Raw genomic sequence first — 19306 nt, forward strand, 5'->3', positions numbered from 1 at the left:
CCTCCTGCGTTAAAATTTAAGACCAATACCGAATGTAAATGTCCGCGCCAACGGGTAGGTCATGAAATCAAGCCCCGAATTGTCGACGTTGTTCCCCGACGTGCTTGACTCCGGATCATACCCCGGATAATCCGTGAACGTCGCTAAGTTAGTGACGTCAAGAAATAGGTTGACGCCCGTCGCGCGTAGCCGGGCAGCGACCGAAGCGGGCAACTGATAGCCCAACCGGACATTTTTGATGCGGATATAAGACGCATCAAACAAAAAGCGGGAAGACGTGGAAAAGCCGTAGGCGTGGTTGCTCCGTATTGCCCGGGGTATCATCCCATTGCCCGGGTCCGATTCCGAGCGCCAGCGATCATTCACCATGGAAAGCTGGTTTTGGACACCGTTGCTGCCCAGGATGGTCTCGCCCGCAATGAAGTAGGTGTCAGCGCCCTGCGATCCGTTGACGAACACATTAAGCGACCAGTTTTTATAAGAGAAGCTATTCAGGAAACCCCACGAGAAGTCGGGCCATGGGCTTCCGACAATCCGTTTGTCACTCGCCGTAATCCGGCCGTCTTGATCCACATCTTCGAACCGCAGATCGCCAGGTTGGGTGGCCGGATGCTGAACCGGATTGTTCGCAACTTCCTCGGTGTTTTGGAAAACACCCAACGCATGCATCAAATAGAAACTGGAGATGGGGTCGCCCACTTGTGTGATCTGGTATGCCGAATTGCTGATCCGCCCACCGTCGACCGCCACTTTACGTACCTTGTTCACATTTCGGTTGAACGTCAGCGTACTTGACCAATTGAACTGATCCCCGGCCACGTTCAGCGTGGAAAGTGCCAATTCGATACCCTTGTTTTCGATTTCCCCGATGTTCTGGGTCGAGCTGCCATAACCTGTTGCCGCCGGCAGCTGCACCGCGAGAAGCAGCGCGGTCTTCAGATCCCGGTATACGTCGGCGGTCAACGAAATCCGGTCCTGAAAGAATCCGGCATCCAAACCGAGATTTACCTGCTTTGATTTCTCCCAAGTAAGGTTATAGTTGGGCATATTGCTGGGAATCAACCCGGGTGCCAACTGGCCATTGTCTACATAATTGGATGGCGTGAGCAGGCCGATATGGGCATAGTTACCAATCTCGTTATTCCCCGCAAGGCCATAGCTGGCGCGGACTTTTAAGTTGTTAATGAACCGTACGGGCTCCATAAATGCCTCTTCCGAGATGTTATATCCAACCGAAAACGAGGGAAATGTGCCCCATTTGTTGCTTGCACCAAAACGCGAACTTCCATCCCGTCTGACAGTGGCCGTCAGCAGATACCGGCCGTCAAACGAATAGTTGGCCCGCGCGATCAGCGATACCATCGCCCATTGTGAAATGATATGCGTACCGGCATTTACCGTGCCTGCGGAAAGGTATGGCACGTAATCTGTGGGGAAGTCCGTGGCACCGGCTGATAGCCGGTCATAGGTGTCCTTTTGGATCGTAAATCCCGCAAAGGCATTCAGGTGATGCACGTCGGAGAATGTCTGGTCGAACGTCAGGGTATTTTCATTGAGCCAATTCAACGACTCGTCTTTGGTTACCCCAGCGGTGGCAGGGCTTGTCTGGCTGCCGAAGCTCCCCAGTTTGGAGGATTTCCATAGACGTATCTCGTTCGTTGCAAATTTTACGCCGATAGAACTTTTGAATGTCAACGGTTCCAGCAACCTGACCTCCACATAATTATTTGTCAGGAAATCACCGAGCTTCCTTTTATCAGAGAAGTTATCCAAGATGAATAACGGGTTTTCTACGGTCACGCCCAATGGATCCAGGATTTCGGAAAAATAATCCCCATGCTCGTCCCGAATGGGAATGGTGGGAGAGGAGGCAACGGCGGCGCCGATAACGGGCCGGTTGCCTAGGTGGCCTTCCGTATTAGGGAATGTCCCATAGGCATAGGACCCCGCGGTATTGGTGCCGATCTTGATCCAATCAGAGAGCTGCGCCTCCACATTGGTGCGTAAGTTAAACCGGTTATAATCCGATGTCAGAATAATCCCTTGCTGGTCGAAATAACCGGCGGAAACACGGTATTTGATTTTGTCGGTCCCCCCACCGATGGCCAGCTGATAATTCTGCACCGGGGCCGTCTGGTAAATGACGTCTTGCCAGTCAGTATTGTATACCAACGATTCCGGATGCCGAAATTCCGGCTTGACCTGTGTTGTCGAGCTCCTCACCTCATTGGGATCGCTCACCGAATTTGTTGTAGGGTTGGCGTACACCCATGCTGCATCACGCCCATCTGCCGTATATTCGGCAAACTCCTGTGCATTCATCATTTCGAGCTTGTGCGCAACCTGTTGCAGGCCATACGAAACGTCAAACGAAACCTGAGGTTTACCAAGGGCGCCTTTCTTGGTGGTGATGATGACCACTCCGTTGGCACCCCGCGAGCCATAAATGGCCGTCGCGGACGCATCCTTCAGTACGTCTATGGATTCAATGTCGGCCGGATTAATAGAGGCCAGCGGATTTACCCGCTGCTGGGTATTGTTGGCCATACCAGCGGAAGAAAATGTAGATCCGCCAAAGTTTTGCATATCAGAACTTTGGCCGGAACCACCAATGGCAAATCCGTCGACAACATACAAGGGTTGACTGCCGCCCGTGATGGAGCTGACGCCGCGGATCTGAACGTTTACATTCCCTCCCGGCGCTCCGGTGGTCTGAGAGATCTGTGCGCCGGCAACACGGCCCTGCAGCATTTGATCAAATGACGCCGCAGATGGCATGCGGATGTCGTCGCCTTTTACGCTGGCAATGGATCCTGTCAAATCGCGTTTGCGCTGCGTACCATACCCGACAACCACCACCTCATCCAACTGCTCCTCATTGGAAATCAGTGCGATGGATAATGGCTTTCTGTCGCTGACGGCGACAGTCTGCGTAACATATCCCGTGAAAGACACGACTAGTACCGCAGGAATTGGTGCTTGAACGCTGAAATTACCGGCAGCGTCCGTCTGGCCTGCCTGATCCGATCCCCGTATGTTGACGGTGGCACCCGCTAGGGGAGTGCCGTCGATCGAAGAGGTCACCTTGCCCGTGATTGCGGTCGGTTGGGATGATTGACCGATCGCCGGATGAATATGCAGGAGCAAGCAGCCACATAATGTGCCTATCCAGCATCCGGTTGACTTAAACTTGGAATAAGACATCATAATCTAAAAGTTAGTTAATGTTTAATTGATTTTTATTGTTCCTATGCGGTCACCACGACGGCTTCCACCCCCAAATACGCCGCTATTTTTTGGATGGTATGGGCGTGGTGCCCTACGCCCAATGCGAAGTGGTGTGTAGGCCCTTCCTGCATCCACCGGTAGAGAAATGTGCGGACATCCGGTTTAAAAAACCCTCTTGTATTGGTGTTGCCCGTCGGTGGAATGGGGCCAGCGACCGATTGTCCCTCTGCAATAATGAATTTGAAGCGGCCTCCATATGTTGAGCTGATGCTAAGCATGGTGATGGGACCTTCCTTGATCTTAAACTCCACGCTTGCGCCGGAACCGTACTTGCCGTGGTATTTTTTCAGGCTTCTCAATACCGGCCGCCCCTCGGCGATGGCAATGTTGTGGGGGCCGTCATGCCCCACCAATACGAAATCCTCCAAAAAATCAACGGGATGAAATTCGGCAAAGCTGCCGCCTATCCCAAGCCGGTCCATGATAAACATGGCAATACACGTTTTCAGGTCCGATTCACCGCACATCGGGAAGCCCCTTGAAGTCAACAGCGAATTGCCCACGATCAGGTTGGACATAACCACCCGCGTATCGGTATTTTCCGCTCCTTCGTAATAATAAGCCAGGCCATCGAGCTGTTTTTCTTCCACAAATTTTTCCAATGCAACGGTAATGCGCGCGGCCGTTTCGAGATCAGCGGGTTTCAGCTTTTCCGAAATCGGGTCCGACACCGGTTCCGGTGTATCAAAAAATCCCAGTATATCCCGGCTCACCGCCTTTACGGCCCCCTCGTCGGCGTTGCGGTAATTTTTAACGATTTCGTGCGCCTCGCATTGTACGATATGCGCTCCGAAAAACGCCGTCAGCATCGTCGCGTCCGAGTGCATGTCGAGCATGGACTCGATGGGATGGCCGATGTGACCGATACGTGCCGTCTTCAGATCATGCAGAACTTTCGCAATACGGCAGTATTCGGCAATTTTTTCTTCAGCGGCCGGATCATCCTGCAACGTACCGATGATCATGTCGGGGACGCGCTTCCCCATGCGGACGGCAACTCCGGCAAATTCGGGCAACGCACAGATATCGTCGTTATACAGTTGCATATAGGTGGAAGCCCTGCTGTAGTCCATTGCTTTATCGGGCTGAAGCGCTACCAGCACAATCGGTATGTCCACGCTTTTGATGACAATCCCGAATGTGTTTGAGGTAGCATAGGTTACCATGTCACAGAAAATCAGGTCCAGATTGGCCGCTTTCAATTCCGGAACCAGTTCATAAGCCCGCTGCACATTATCCACGAGGCCGAAATCCACGACTTCTACATCCTGCCCATCCAACTTGGCAATAAACTGCCGTTGCTTTTCTTCCATTGCTTCCAGTAGTCCTTCAAATTGTGCCCAATACTTGTAATAGGCAACACCAAATACGCCGATCCGGGCAGGGGACACCGACTTGTAAACACCAAGGGCAGCGGCTGACTCATTCTTTACTATCATATAATGTTATTTTTGTATCGTTCTTAACGCACTAAGTTAATGTTGAAACACCGCCGGCTGCCATGCCGATAGCTTATTTCAGATTATTTCAATTGAATAGGACCGATCTTAGGAATAAACAAAACCAGAATAAAGAAACCCAACGGGTACATCATCCCCGCGGCCACCCATAACGGAGTATATCCGATATTTTCTGCGACCATTCCGATCAATGGATTGACCATCAGTGCGGACAGCGCCCCAGCGGTACCGGACACACCCACGACCGTGGAAGTTGCGCCCGCGCCAAACATATCAGATATAGCAGTAATGTAATTGGTTATCCAGAATCCGTGCGCAAACATGACCACGCTCATCAGCATCACCGCGACATGGACAGATGATACAAATGCGATCAATGGGGCCACGGCAGTGAGCAGTGCCGCAAATCCCATAATGGTCTTCCTGGACCTGTTGACACTGAAGCCAAACCGGTTCATCAACTGATCGGATATCCATCCGCCCAATATGTTGGATACACCCAATGCCAGAAATGGTACCCAAAACAGGGAACCGATCACCGCATAGGACACATCCCGCTCAGCGCTCAGGTATTTCGGAATCCAGAACATAAGGAAATACAACACAGGGTCCAAACAAAACCGGATCGCCACAAATACCCACAGCGCCCTGATTCTTGCCAGCCTGCCAAGTGGAATAGGCCTTTCCACAACCGCCGGTTCCTTATCCACAGCCCGGGCCGGCCTTTTCGCCACAGCCAACCAAACCACTACCCATAAGATCCCGATCAATCCCGGAATAACAAAGCCCCAGCGCCAACCATGTGCATTTGATATCCATACGGTGAGCGGGGGCGCAATAACCGCTCCGATGGCCGATCCGCCGATCGCGATGCCGTTGGCCAGTGCGCGTTCCTTTTTGTCAAACCATTCGTAAACCGCCCGCGCCGCGCCAGGGAAGCAACCGCCTTCGCCCACTCCCAGCAGAAATCGGTAAGCGGCCAACTGATGAAAACCGTTCATGATGCCATGCAGTACGTTGGCCAGTGACCATATGCCTACCGAAGCTGCCAATCCCAACCTGCTCCCATGACGGTCGATCAGCCAACCGCCCACGGTGAACATCAGCGCATAGCCGATCAGGAAGCTGGTATTCACCCAACCATACTGCACATCGGTCAACCCAAACTCTTCTTGTATCTCAATAATAGCCACGGAAAGCACCTGCCGGTCCAGAAAACTAAGCCCGGTAGCAACAAACAAGAGAACCGCAATAAACCACCTAACTTTAACAGATTTCATAATTGGTATCAACCTTAACGCACTAAGTTGTAGTTTGACAAATGTAGACCTTTAAAAGATAAAAGCAAATAAAAAAACTAATTAAATTTCCCTGCCTTATTAAGGGGAAAAGACTATAATTGTAACTCGTAAGCTTAGTGCGTCAATCATGGAGAAGAAGTTTGTTCAGATCAGCAGCGATATTATAGAGAAGATAAAAGCAGGTGAATTATTGCCGGGTGACAAAGTACCCTCAGAGAACGAGATCATCCAGCACTATCAGGTTAGCAACACAACAGCTCGTAAAAGTCTCCTGGATATCGAGCTAAAAGGCTGGGTGAAGCGGATAAAAGGAAAGGGCACCTTTGTATTAAACCGCACCGAAGATCGGCATCTTTTGCGTACGCTGGGTTCCATCACCGATACCCGTATCGGTTTCAACGAAAAATTGATGGCAGAGGGTTTTGAACCCAAAAACATTATTATTGAAAAAACGGTTTTGGCCGAAGGGATCTCTTCTGAAATTGCCGGCAAGCATTATATCATTGATGGCCCGGTTTTAAAGGTCCACCAGTTGCGTTATGCCAATGATATCGCCATGAAGGATGAAATTAAATACATCTCCCTATTGCTCTGTCCTAAAATAAATCTTGAACCAACGGAAGTTTCTTATTACAAGGTATACGAAATGAAATATGGCCTGACGATTAAAGATGTCAACCAGGCCTTAAGTGCCGAGATTGTCTATCCGGATGAAGCCAGACATCACTTTGATGTTCAGGTGCCAACTCCGGCCTTTGTACTGGACAGTGCCGTGATCAGCACGAAAGACAAAGTAATTGAAGTCGAGCATTCCTTTTACAGGGGTGATAAATATAAATTTGCCATCAAAGCAAACCTGGCGTTGTAATAATTATAAATGTTGCAATATTATAGAAATGGTTTGCCGAATTTGCTAATTCATAATACCAATCGCTGCATTTCTTAGACTAATAACCGGAATCAGCCGATAAGGTCAGTGTCTGCTCATTACCATAGGCCACACCTTCACTGTTTATGGCATAGGTTCTTAAATAATATGTTTTTCCAGATTCAAAAACATTATTCTTTGAGAATGGACCCAAACCTGAGCAGATCTCTATTTTATGGTCAGTAATGGTTGGAGCGGGGGTTTCAGACCACACGATACCCCGGTCGAACACCATAGCACCTCCATCTTTACCTACAGAACCTGCCAACAGTATACACGTATCGGTTACAGGTTGCGGTGCATCTGTTGTTAATTGAAGTGGAACCGTCTTCATTAAAAAAGTAACCGTGTTACCATACGTAGTGCCGTTTGCATTAATAGCATATGTCCGGGCATAGTATAAAGTACCCTTAGTGAAGCCTTCAATGGTCTGCAGGAATGCACCTGTATCAGCACCCATTTGTACTTTGTTGTCAACTACTGTGGGATTGCTGTTTTCTCCCCAAACAATGCCTCGTTCGCTTACGGTAGCTCCGCCATCTGAGATTACCTCTCCTTCCAATACTACGCTGGGCGTATCAGTCATAGACAACGGACCAGAAGTAATGACGCCGGCCGGCGCACCCACAGAAAGAAATCTGATATCGTCAACACTGATAGGTTGGTTTAACGACCCGTACTGAACACCATACCCTCCTGCCGGAGGAATGGTACTAGGCAGGTCAAACCGTATGGAGGTCATTTTTGGGATTGTTAGCGAATCGTTGGGATTGTACGTCCATTTCTTGCCGACGTTAACCAGGTCACCGACATTGCCGCTAAAGGCATCACTATGGGCTAAATCGATTACGTAGTCGGTATAATCAGCATAAGGGGCAATATTAAACGGAATAAACACGTTGGTTAGGCCATAAGGAAAATAAAACCTTCCGCTGGTTTGCGGTGTAGCGTTCTTAAGTCTGATCTTTACATACTTGTAAATAGTTGTATGTATGTTCGATGCAGAAGCACTGGTTTGATACCTTATATAAGCGGACGAAGGCGTTAACGGTGTAACCAGATTCCAGTAGCCATCAGCAAACATGCTCGAGTGGTAATTAAGTTGGCTCCAACCGGCGGGTATAGTAGGTGCTGTAAAATCCCATCCATATTGGGCATCCACATTCAATAGTAATGTATACGTTTTACTGGTGGCGTTAACGATATTAGTCACCTCTACCACTATCGTATTGGCCCCAGGTGAAAGCGCTATAATGTCCGATGCGGTGTTATTGGCAACAGGGATGTTGTTTACTTTGACAGTAGCATTGCTGTCATATACCACAGGTGTGACTGCGACCCCTGTAACCGGGCTTGCCACAGTAATGGTATAATTTGTTTTATTGGGGTTAAAGTCCTCACCAAGGGTGATGCTATCGCTTAATGTTAAACTGGCCAGGTTCGCTGCAGAATCTGCATTTGCTGTAGTAAATGACTGTACAGCACTATAAGATATGCCCGCGGCATTTACAGCATATGATTTCACATAGTAGGTAGTCGCTGGCATTAAGTTATCCAAAGTTTGCGAAAAAGCACCAGTGCCTGAGCCTTGCCTTGCCTTGTAACCAGAGATTAATGAAGCAGCAGTTGACCACAGCAGGCCCCTGTCGGTAACAGCGGAGCCGCCATCATTGATGACTTCGCCGTTAAATGCGGCGCTGATACTTGTAACGGATGATGCGGGGGATAAGTTAACCTGTGGTGCCAGACTGGTGACAAAGCGTACGTAGTCTACGCTGACCAGTTTATCAGTGGAGACAGGCTGAACTCCTGCACCAGCTGCAGGCGGAATGACGCTTGGCATGTCAAACCTGATGTAAGGCATCTTGATGTAAGTACCGGCATCTGCTGCGTTGTATGTCCATTTTTTTCCGACGTTAACAGCCGTAGGGCCATTTCCCGTAAAAGCGTCGCTGTTGGCTACATCAATGGTATACTCGGTATAATCAGAGTTGGGTTGCAGGCTGAATGGTATGAAAACCGGGGAACCGTTGTACCAGAAATAAAAGCGGGCACTTGCTTGCGGAGTTTCGTTTTTTAGGTTGATCTTAACGAATTTAAAGGTTTCGGTATTGATCTGCGATGCAGCGGCAGAAACCTGGTACCCGATATAAGCAGTTTGAGCCGTAGCAGGTGTAATCAGGTTCCAATGCCCGGCAGAAAAATCACTGGAGGTCTGGTAATTTACCATTAACCATCCTGTCGGTGCCGTGGTGCCGTTAAACTCCCAGGCCGTTTGGGCTCGTGTTGAAACGGTGAAGCAATACAAACACACACTTATCAAATAAGAAATCTTTTTCATAGCAAACTAATAGTAAGAATTAGTGTGTCAAAATATATTTAGCCCAATATTCCTGTAACATAAAATATAAGCGGGAAAAGTGCTGGCCGGCCATGGCCTGGGTGGCTAATGTAACATACGGTGCATATACCCCGCCGGGGCCTTTGCTGGTTATGAGGTCCAACTTATCCTCCAGTTGCTGTATGAAGGCAGGCTTTACTACCGTTTCCACTGACATTATTTCCTGACTTTCTGATGGGCACACAAACACGCGCAGGTCATACGGCTTAAGGGTTAAATTTAAGTTTGATACACCGTTAAATTGTGCATTGTTTACAGGTTCTACAAAATTCTGGTTCTCTTTGAAACTTATGGTAGTGTTAACCGTATCAGGTAAACAGTTCAACACATAAAAAAACAACTGCGTCTACGACTTTCCTCCTAACCCGTACAGGGTCAGTTGCAGTGCTCACTGTATCAAATTTAACAGCTGGCAAGGCGCTTAAGGCTTTACTAAAACTTTCAATATCCTTTTCGGTACCGCTGGTGCCAGTCGCAAAGCCCCCCTTTGTGATACTGGTCACATCCAAATTATTCAGCGCAAGCATATAGGGCTCAACGGCAAAAAAGCCGGTAGCATTCAGCGTGCTGGCCCGCCATGGGGTTTCGGGATAACTAAGCCCCGGGAGCGGCTGCTCAGCGCCTATAGCATCTTCCCAATAACGGTCAAAAATCGTTACGCCCATGTCAGTCCGGTTATTGAAGGGGGCTATCACTTCAGGCGCTGTCATTACCGTACGGTTATCTTCAAACTTCTCCCCGCCGTAATTTGACATCCTTGTCCAACGGTAATCGGCAGGTACAATGGTGTAGTTGAAAACCAAGTTAGGGTTATTGGCGTACAAAGCCGGGTCAATGCCGATTTCCTTTAATACATCCAGAGATGGATTATGCACATAGTCTGCCATGCGCTGGTTGTTGGACAGATGGACAAATACGTTCAGGATCAATTTCAGGTCGGAACGTTTAGCGGCAACAATCTGACTCAGCTTGTAATACTGATTATATAATACGTGGCAGCGCCAGTCTATCCAGGCCGCTTTCGCGGTGGGGTTACCCATCAGCCAGGTATAGCTGTTCTTAAATCTATCGGGGTCATTAGCGACATAGGTGGGTATCGTAATTTGGGCTTCCTGCTGAAACCGCTTCAGGTTAGTATCGTTATAGCCTGAAGCAATAGAACCGAATGTAAATAATGTAGGACGTGCCATTACCAGCGAAATACCATTTAATGCAGGTTCATCACCATAGCGGTCGACCACCTCTGCTACCACATTTTCCACGGCTTTCATCACGATGGAATCTGCCGGGTTATAGTTCGGGTCTGTTCCGTGAAAATTGCCATAAATTAGTTCGCCATCTTTATTCATATTGATTGCCGTTTCCTGCCCATGCACTATTTTACCCGAATCAGTTATCGCATATTCGCTTAAACTGGGTAGTGTATGTAAGTGTAGACCCGCATTAAACTTCATACCTTCAGCATGTAAGCGCTTCAGCAGGTAAGCAGGGTAGCCGTCTGGATGCGGGCGTAAACCGCCCTGTCCGTTATTGGTTAAGTCTGGCTGCAGGGACTCTGCCGTTGAACCATACATTGGCCCACCGTACCAGGCCACAGGGTAATCAAAGAGTTTCTGCCCGAAAGATTTCATGTAAGTGATGAGCCTGTCAGTAGCCTTTTCAAACCCCGGCATGTCGCTGTCTGTGCCATAAGCCATATGAAGAATGGGGTCCTCAAAAAATAGCCCCGCGGTACGGGCGCCTGCCGCCCCACTATAAATACCGCTATCGGCCACATGCGGCAGGTCTGTCAATTTATATATCCTGATATCTTTGATAGCGGCAGGACCGCCGCTTTCGCTTGTCATAAAAATGAAAGCCTGCTTGGTAGAAGTTGGCCAGAAATTTAGAGACAGTTCTATCATACCATTAGATGATGGATATTCATCGCCTGTAAAAACCCCCGATTGTGCCTGCCTTTGGCCATTACCTGTCATGTCTTGCAGCAGCACTTCCATTGTCCTAGGTTTATCATCAGGAATGGTAATCTTGGCCACGTAAACTGTGCCTACATCAGCGGCCGGCACCTGAAATTCATAGGCGAAACGGTCATGCCAGTTCGTACCTGCTTCCAGGTAGGTCCCTATAGGGGAGTCAACAACAGTAGTTGTGCCAGCTTTCGCTGTTGGGGCCTGTGATGTTGCATTGATCTGCGTTACCAACAACGGAGGGCTAAGCGGAGGTTGTACGGTCGCTGTGTCCGAAAGTACTTCGACCATCGAATCTATGCCTTTTGTATTCCCGTTTTCGGTGTAGCTAACCGTGAAGGTATATTTTCCGGGCTGTGCGATGTTGATTGCAAGCTTTTCAAGGGAATCCTGTAAACCGGCAACAGTTATACTATCCAGCATATGCGTGTATACCGTTACATTTGCTGAATCCTTTACCGTAAATGACAGATTGGTTAACGTGATTTGCTGCGTGCCTGGGTTTTCAATCGAAACATTCAGAAAACCCGGTACAGACGATGTTAAAAAAGCATCTTTAACAGTGACCTCGGCCGAAAATGACCGATAGGTTGTGTAAGATGCCCTTACCTCGTCGGCGGTCATCTCCCTGTTATAGATATAAAGCTCATCTACGGCGCCCCGCCAGCTTTGTTCACCATTGTCATTGTAGGCTCCAAGAAAAAAACTATCAAAATCTTGCGGTGCCCATTTACGTAACATGTTATTGGCAATAATCTTACCGTCTAAGTAAACAGATGCTCCTTTATGACTGTTCCAGGTAAATACAAAATGATGCCATTCCTCTTTATCCGATAAAGGGATCTCCGGAGAAATGACTACATCGTCCCGCTGGGTTCTGAGATAGCTGAAAAACAAATACTGGTTCAGCAACTGCAATTTTAAACTCGAGCTGCCTGCATTGTCTGGGCCATCTTCTTTAAACAAGCTGAAAATTTCCCGTTGTGGGCCTTCATTGGTATCCGGTATCTTTATCCACATGGCAATGCTCCCTTCCGCCTTATTCAGATTGCACTTCGACATATATTGCAGATATTTCCCTCTTTTGAAGCGCGCTGCCTGGCCGCTCACTCCGCTCACCAAATCAGGAAAATTCCGGATGTTTACCGGTACACCACTTCCCTTGCTGTCAGCTTGAAAACCGCTGTCAAAACTTAAATGAAAAAGGATTTTGGATGAGTCCTGGCACGTGCAGGATTGCGCGCTTACAACATCAATAAAGCAGGCAACAAATAGGACAAATAAGGCAAGTTTTTTCATTGAACAACGGTTATGGTTGGCAAGTACGATGAGTAATTCCAGATTCTACGATGAGTAATTCCAGATTCATAAAATTTATTACTTAATTCTATAGTTCGATTTAAGGGGTTACGGTGATAGTGATCTGCTTAACTACCTCTTTCTGGTCATCAATTGAATAATTAGAGGTTAAAAATGTAACGGTATACTCACCAGGTTGGGTGTATATATAGGAATACCTGTCTATGGCGTTACTGCCTATGTTTTGAATAACCACACCAACATCTGGTTTTATCGCGTTTACTAACAAAGGCTTTGTTACCAGCCAATCTTCGCTGTCCGGCGTATTGATACCGCCCCCCACAATATATGCTTCGTTACGCGATGCGTTTGGAAAAACCCAATCCGTTGTCTCGTTTTTTATATTAAATTTGGCCCATCCGGCTGTGGCCATGCTGGCTAGTGATAAAATCGTTCCATCCGGAAGCGTGTTTATCACATCAAATGCACCGATAACCCAGTTTCCTGGATTTGTCGTCGGGCTATAGTAACCCACAAACTTGAATGCAACGTAAAGCGGCTTATCTTCTTCAATATAATCTGCTAATGGCAGGTTTCCCGACGGTGTGTAGGCGGTTCCGGGTGCAAATGTTACTTTATCAGATACATCCGTCCATTTAGTATCTACCATGTTGTCTTCATTAACGACATCAATGTCGCTTGTTACCAATAATTTCAATGTGCCGGGCTGACGGCCGCCACCACCATATACTGTCGTAAAATTGAGTACCGGAAGACCTCCCTCAGCAGTGGTACGATTGCGATTTTCATACCTGTATCCGGGTTCGCCAGAATAGAATGTAATATTTGCAGGGGTTCCGCTAAATATGAACTCCACCGAATCGCCAACCTTATATTGTACCTTTTCGACGGACACATTAAAATCATTTTCAGGGACGGTTAATTTCTTATTGCATGAGCAAAAGTAACCTGCAATTAAAACCATCAGCAGGTAAGGGTTAATAGTTCTTTTCATAATCAATTATGTGTTGTTTAATAGCCAGGATTCTGAGTCAGGGCTTTATTTAATGATAAATCGTAAGTTGGAATTGGAAATAGCAGACTTCTTGATTGCACATTCTGCGCCCCGGCTATTATTCCCGGAGCGGCCCCGTTGGCAGTGGCTTCAGCAATGTACTCGTGCATATCTGCTACAAAATTGCCCCAGCGTATCAAATCTGAGCGGCGGATACCTTCGAAGCAGAGTTCTTTAGCTCTTTCTTGCTTAATAACAGCCAGCATCGCCTCTTTACTGGCCAGTTTATCCAATGTAAGGTCTGCATCAGTAGCCGTTGTGATGACAGCTGTGGCCGTGGCCCCGGTACCACCACCGCCACTTATAAGTACTGTTGGGCTGGAAGTATAATATGGTCCGGCTGTGGTTAATGATCCCGGGTTGGTTACCTGGATGTCTGTAACCATTCCTTCGGCTACTGTAGCAACCGCTGTAGCGCCACCGCCACCACCACCGCTTAATGTAACGGTTGGTGCAGAGGTATAGCCCGAACCACCTGCGGTAACCCGTATGGCTTTAACAACATTGCCGTACATCATGCCATAACCCCTTTTACGTACTTCGTTAACATAGGGAGCTGCATCTGCTGGTCCGGTTACATGGTTTTGTGCTTCAGCAACCATAAGCAGCACATCCGCATATCTTAGAATTGGAACATTCTGAGGGCTAACTTGTGGATGTTTTGGAAGCACAAGTTCATATATCCGTCGCCACTTTCCCGTATTTCTGCGCCAAAGGTCGGTATTTGGAGTTACTACACCCGGTACACCGACATAAGTAAAAGGAGCGATATTCCAATCCCTTCTGATGTCGAAAGAAGGTTTTATTATTGCAGGACTTGCGGCATCTTGCTCGAAATAGTCAAACAGGCGTTTTGTGGCTAGTACAATTCCGCCGCATTGCCCAATCTCAGGGTCTGTGCTGCGAATGCCAGCTCGCGTTCCAGCATAGTAGCCATATTCCTGATAACCTCCGGTTGCATTGCCATAAAATTCTACTTCCCAGATACTTTCCTTAATATCATAAAGATCTTGGGCATAATTGATAAATATTTGTTTATAATCAGGGTTTAAGCTGTGTTTACCTGAATTGACGACTTTCAATCCCCACTCAAGTGCATCAGCATATTTACTTTCATCGTTTAAAGGATATCCGGCCATCGTAAGGCATACCCTGGCCAATATTCCCTGTACAGCAGATTTAGAGATATGGCCACCATGAATTACACCGTCGCCGGTTTGTCCCGTTGAAGAAACATCCGGAACAAGCGGTTCAGCAGTCGTCATATCTGCCAGTATCTGATCGTACACATCTTTAATAGATGTTCTGGGAACATTGACATTAGCAATGGATGGATTTGGTGATAGGTAAACCGGTACAGGGCCAAAGTTACTTACCAGCAAAAAATAGTAATATCCCCTTAAAAAAAGTGCTTCGCCTTTTGTCCTGTCTCTGACAGCTTGATCAATATCAGGATTATCTGTTGAAGCCAATAAGACATTTGCTCTATATATCCCTGTATACAACGTTCTCCAAAAGCCCGTAATCTGTACATCAGCCGGGCTATATATATAATTCACCGTGTTAAGTTGCCCGGTATTGGTATATTCTATATCACTGCAAACATTTAACCAATACGGCCATGTATCGCCATATAAGGTTGTGTTACCTAAGATTTCATACACTCCGGTCAAAGCCGTTGTGAGCTGGCCGGCTGTCGTAAACTCTGATGAGACAAAGTCTGTAGGCTTAGTGTCTAAAAATTTATCGCATCCTGATGATAATGCCAGACAAATTATAAAAAAGACGATATATTTTTTTTTCATGATCTTTATTTTTGTTTGTTAGGTTAAAATGTAACGTCAATTCCCACCACCACGGCACGAGGAAGAGGATAAGATGAATAATCAAAACCAGGTGTCAGGATCGAGTTCCTGACCGACACGTCCGGATTTTGGCCGGAATAGTTTGACCAGGTCAGCAGATTCTGGCCGGAAACGGAAATCCGGGCCGATGTAATCTTTGCTTTTGATACTAATTTCGGACTGAGATTATAACCAATAGCCACAGTTTTCAGCCGCAGATAAGAACCGTCTTCGATTACCCGGCTTGAATAGTAGCTATCCAGTATTCCGCCCGTTCTTGGCAGATCGCTTTCCGGATTGTCTGCAGACCATCGGTTATTGTAGGTGGCATACTGGTTTAAAAGTATTCGCTGACCGGCGTTTCCCTCAAAAACAAGCCTATTCGCATTGATGATATCGCTGCCGTATGACCATTGGAGGAAAATATTCAGGTCAAAATTTTTGTATTTGAAGTTATTGGTAAAACCTCCCGTATGGATTGGCAATCCTCTGCCGATGATCGTGAAATCTTTATCATTAACTGCAAGGTCGCCATTTATGTCCCTGTATTTGATATCTCCCGGTTTAATATTTGCTCTGGGCTGTCCGTTATCAGGTACGTTATCCTTCAGTGCCAGCGCACCGTTTATATTATTGAAGTCGGAATACTTGTAGGTGCCTTCGAATATCAATCCATGCATCATGCCAACTGGCATCCCCACTCTTGATATATAGGGTGAAACATTGTTGAAAGCAGCGTCAAAAGCTACATTTGATAAAAAGGATGTTTGACCCTCATTAAACTGAAGAACGTTATTTCGGTTGAAGCTTATATTGAAATTACTGCTCCAATTAAAATTTTTATCGGAAATGTTGACCGTATTCAAGGTAAATTCAAGCCCTGTATTTTCAAGTTTTCCAATATTTTTGAAAGCTTTGGCTAGGTTTCCGGTTCCAGCTACGGCAAGACCTGTAGCGTAAGGAAGGTCTGCATTGAGTAGCGCATCTTTGGTCACTTTTCGATAAACCTCCACGGTAAAGCCTATTCTGTTCTTGAATAGACTAAGATCATAGCCGACATTGGCCATAGTGGTTGTTTCCCATCTAAGATCCGGATTGCCATAATTACCCAGTAAAGCTCCCCTTGCCGGTGTGTTATTATCAAAGGCATAACTAGCAAAAGTAGGATAGGCGATTGCCGTTAAATATGGAAAATCCGGAACACGGTTATTACCACTTGACCCGTAACTCAGACGGAGCTTAGATTCATCAATAAAATTCAGGCTTTTGAAAAATTTCTCATCCGACATTCTCCAGGCTAAAGCCGCTGCGGGAAACATTGCCCACCTGTTGCCGCTTCGGAATTTCGAGGACCCATCATTTCTAATGGTGCCCGTAAACAGGTATTTACCTTTATATGAATAGTTTACCCGCCCCAAAAATGACATCATCTTCCAACGGGAACTTGATGATGAACCGATGTTGGTTCCAGCTTCGTCTAGTCCGTCTATCTGCAAGGATTCGCTAAAAACATTTAGCCCGCGAAAGCCGTAGTTTCCAGAAGTATTGCCTTGTATAGTTAAGCCTCCCATGATATCAAATCTGTGGCCATTTTGATATGCTTTGGTGTAAGTTAACGTGTTCTCGTTAAGTAACGTGTTGTATGGGGCAAAAATCACGGATCCATTAACACCGTTTACGTTTCTGACATTTCCGGCAGATGTTAGCGAGTTGTAAAATGCCTCTCCTCGCTGGGTGATGTCGGTCATGCCTCCAGACACCCTGAGTACAAGGCCTTTTAATGGCTCATAGTTGATAAAGGCATTCGCGTTAAAAACTTTAGCACGGGACAAGCGGAACTCATTATTTACCGATTGGATAGGGTTGACTCTGGCATCAGAATTTGGAACAGATGGATCAAAAAGCTCTTCTTCCCCAATTCTTTCACCCTCGCCAAAGACCGGCCTCCATCCCCAAACACCATATAGCAGGGAAACTGTAGCGGAGGCTGCTCCGCCAGTTCTGCTCGCTTCACCCAGTATCATGCCCCGGGTACTTTGGTCACTATAGTTTAAATTTGCGCCAATTTTTAGCTTAGCATTAATTACCTGATCTATCGCTATCCTACCTTGGTATCTTTGAAAGCTCGTGTTGGTAACGATACCCGTTTGATCTGCCAGATTTCCAGAAATAGAGTAGGTGGTACCCCCACTGCCGCCACGCAGTGAGAATTGGTGGTTTTGTAAGGGCGAACTTTGGAAAACACGGTTCTGAAGATCTGTGGAAGAAGCATTTCGATAAAATTCCAAATCTCTGCCAGATGTGAAATATAAGGTATTAGTGATAGTGGGATTAAGTTCAGCTTGATACTTCACAAAATCATAAGCGTTCATCAATTCAATTGGAGCGGGTTTTTGAGACATTCCGAAAAAACCGTTATACGAAACCACAGGCTTTCCGGCCTTGCCTCTTTTCGTGGTAATGATAACCACTCCATTTGAACCCCTAGCACCATAAATTGCTGTGGCCGATGCATCTTTTAATATGTCAATTGTTTCAATATCCCCCGGTGCTATTGAATTAAAATTTGCGTCCTCCATAGGGAAGCCGTCTACCACATATAATGGGGCAGTACTCTGCGTTAAAGATCCCGCGCCGCGGATGACGATATTGTTGTTTGCCCCCGGTTGTCCGTCTGTTGTTGACACAACCACCCCGGCTACACGGCCGGCCAGCGCCTCATCTGCTGATTTTACAGGTGCCTTATTCAGGTCTTCAACATTGACAGCTCCAACAGAACCCGTTACGTCTCCCCGTTTTTGCGTGCCATAGCCTACTGAAACCACCACTTCGTTAAGATCAATGCTAGCCGTATTCAAGGTAATTAACAATTTCCTATTGTTTGCTATCGGTATGATTTGCCTTTCATACCCTATGGCAGACATGATCACCGAATCATTTTTGTCGATGTTTCTTAAGTCGAATTGTCCCTGTGCATCAGTAACTGCGATCTTTTTTTGCCTGTTAAGAGAAACAGTTACCCCCGGAATAGGCTTTCCACTAATGTCAGACACTATTCCCGAAAGATCCACCCGCTGGCCTTCCTGAGCGTAAGTTTTACAGTTGAAAAACGTAAAACAGGCAATAACTCCCATAATGATGAGAGATTGAAATACGTTGCTTTCAAAATAATTTAGGTATTTCTTCATAATTGGTTAAAATTGTGTTCTTAACGCACTAAGGTGGCGCATGTCAAAAGTATATATTTAAAAAATAAGAACAAAATAAAATATTTTTATTTCGTAACTAATTATTAATGAAAGTGTTATTATTTTAATAAATAATCTTAGTGCGTCAACATGTTGAATAAGTTTGTTAATTTCTACGGCGAAATTATAGAGAGGATAAAGCACTTGAGATCGTCCAGCATTATCAGGTTAGCAATACGATTGCTCGGAAAGCGCTCCTTCGGGGTGTTCTTTTTTAATAAGTTGTAGAAATCATTGACATCCGATTGTCGTCCCCCTTTTTCGGTGGAGCGATTATAAAACTCCGACACAGCGCTTTCTATACGCTCGTGGCCAATGATGCTGCCGAGCCGATATAATACATAACTTCCTTTTGTTCGGAGACGTATGTTGCTTCCTCGTCAACCTGCAACAGTGAAGTGATTTCGAGACGGTGGAGATGCATTTCGACCTGATGGCGGACACGGAAACATTCACCGGGGCCGAACGGAAATTAACCGCTTTCTCCGCAAACGA

9 protein-coding genes are annotated in these 19306 nt (G+C 46.6%); 1 reads left to right on the forward strand and 8 read right to left on the reverse strand.

Annotation, left to right across the window (positions count from 1 at the left end; all coding sequences use genetic code 11):
• Positions 1 to 9 precede the first annotated feature (9 nt).
• The 3 genes from ACMGDE_RS06280 to ACMGDE_RS06290 form a co-directional block, all read right to left on the reverse strand.
• Positions 10 to 3207 (reverse strand): SusC/RagA family TonB-linked outer membrane protein, encoded by a 3198-nt coding sequence (locus tag ACMGDE_RS06280; RefSeq protein ID WP_436831915.1) that lies wholly within the window; start codon positions 3205 to 3207, stop codon positions 10 to 12.
• Between the two features lie 41 nt (positions 3208 to 3248).
• Complete coding sequence (locus ACMGDE_RS06285) at positions 3249 to 4727, reverse strand: hypothetical protein (RefSeq protein WP_436831916.1); 1479 nt, start codon at positions 4725 to 4727, stop codon at positions 3249 to 3251.
• Positions 4728 to 4810: 83 nt separating this feature from the next.
• The gene (locus ACMGDE_RS06290; RefSeq protein WP_436831917.1) at positions 4811 to 6028 is read right to left on the reverse strand and encodes an MFS transporter; all 1218 of its coding nucleotides are present in this window, start codon (positions 6026 to 6028) and stop codon (positions 4811 to 4813) included.
• Positions 6029 to 6176: 148 nt separating this feature from the next.
• On the opposite strand from ACMGDE_RS06290, the gene ACMGDE_RS06295 reads away from it, so the two are divergent.
• Positions 6177 to 6917, forward strand: a complete 741-nt coding sequence (locus tag ACMGDE_RS06295; RefSeq protein WP_436831918.1) for a GntR family transcriptional regulator — start codon at positions 6177 to 6179, stop codon at positions 6915 to 6917.
• A gap of 79 nt (positions 6918 to 6996) precedes the next feature.
• Here ACMGDE_RS06295 and ACMGDE_RS06300 read toward each other — a convergent pair whose 3' ends face one another.
• The 5 genes from ACMGDE_RS06300 to ACMGDE_RS06320 all read right to left on the reverse strand — a co-directional run bounded on the left by ACMGDE_RS06300 (position 6997) and on the right by ACMGDE_RS06320 (position 18751).
• A complete protein-coding gene (locus ACMGDE_RS06300; RefSeq protein ID WP_436831919.1) occupies positions 6997 to 9318 on the reverse strand; it encodes a cadherin-like beta sandwich domain-containing protein in 2322 nt (773 codons plus the stop codon).
• Positions 9319 to 9686: 368 nt separating this feature from the next.
• Positions 9687 to 12644 carry a LamG domain-containing protein gene (locus tag ACMGDE_RS06305; RefSeq protein ID WP_436831920.1) on the reverse strand — a complete coding sequence of 986 codons (2958 nt, stop codon included), beginning with the start codon at positions 12642 to 12644 and terminating at the stop codon, positions 9687 to 9689.
• A gap of 100 nt (positions 12645 to 12744) precedes the next feature.
• Positions 12745 to 13659: a DUF5017 domain-containing protein gene (locus ACMGDE_RS06310; RefSeq protein ID WP_436831921.1), complete on the reverse strand. Its 915-nt coding sequence runs from the start codon at positions 13657 to 13659 to the stop codon at positions 12745 to 12747.
• Between the two features lie 17 nt (positions 13660 to 13676).
• Positions 13677 to 15524, reverse strand: coding sequence for a RagB/SusD family nutrient uptake outer membrane protein (locus tag ACMGDE_RS06315; RefSeq protein WP_436831922.1), 1848 nt, complete (start codon positions 15522 to 15524; stop codon positions 13677 to 13679).
• 23 nt (positions 15525 to 15547) lie between these two features.
• Complete coding sequence (locus tag ACMGDE_RS06320; RefSeq protein ID WP_436831923.1) at positions 15548 to 18751, reverse strand: SusC/RagA family TonB-linked outer membrane protein; 3204 nt, start codon at positions 18749 to 18751, stop codon at positions 15548 to 15550.
• Between the last annotated feature and the right edge of the window lie 555 nt (positions 18752 to 19306).

Origin of the sequence: Parapedobacter brassicae, assembly GCF_051400755.1 — a bacterium.
GTDB lineage: Bacteria > Bacteroidota > Bacteroidia > Sphingobacteriales > Sphingobacteriaceae > Parapedobacter.

Excerpts from the sequence above, each read along its gene's own strand:
- ACMGDE_RS06305 (WP_436831920.1), bottom strand. The coding sequence starts at position 12,644 with ATGAAAAAACTTGCCTTATTTGTCCTATTTGTTGCCTGCTTTATTGAT.
- ACMGDE_RS06285 (WP_436831916.1), bottom strand. The coding sequence starts at position 4,727 with ATGATAGTAAAGAATGAGTCAGCCGCTGCCCTTGGTGTTTACAAGTCG.
- ACMGDE_RS06295 (WP_436831918.1), top strand. The coding sequence starts at position 6,177 with ATGGAGAAGAAGTTTGTTCAGATCAGCAGCGATATTATAGAGAAGATA.
- ACMGDE_RS06290 (WP_436831917.1), bottom strand. The coding sequence starts at position 6,028 with ATGAAATCTGTTAAAGTTAGGTGGTTTATTGCGGTTCTCTTGTTTGTT.
- ACMGDE_RS06320 (WP_436831923.1), bottom strand. The coding sequence starts at position 18,751 with ATGAAGAAATACCTAAATTATTTTGAAAGCAACGTATTTCAATCTCTC.
- ACMGDE_RS06300 (WP_436831919.1), bottom strand. The coding sequence starts at position 9,318 with ATGAAAAAGATTTCTTATTTGATAAGTGTGTGTTTGTATTGCTTCACC.
- ACMGDE_RS06315 (WP_436831922.1), bottom strand. The coding sequence starts at position 15,524 with ATGAAAAAAAAATATATCGTCTTTTTTATAATTTGTCTGGCATTATCA.
- ACMGDE_RS06310 (WP_436831921.1), bottom strand. The coding sequence starts at position 13,659 with ATGAAAAGAACTATTAACCCTTACCTGCTGATGGTTTTAATTGCAGGT.
- ACMGDE_RS06280 (WP_436831915.1), bottom strand. The coding sequence starts at position 3,207 with ATGATGTCTTATTCCAAGTTTAAGTCAACCGGATGCTGGATAGGCACA.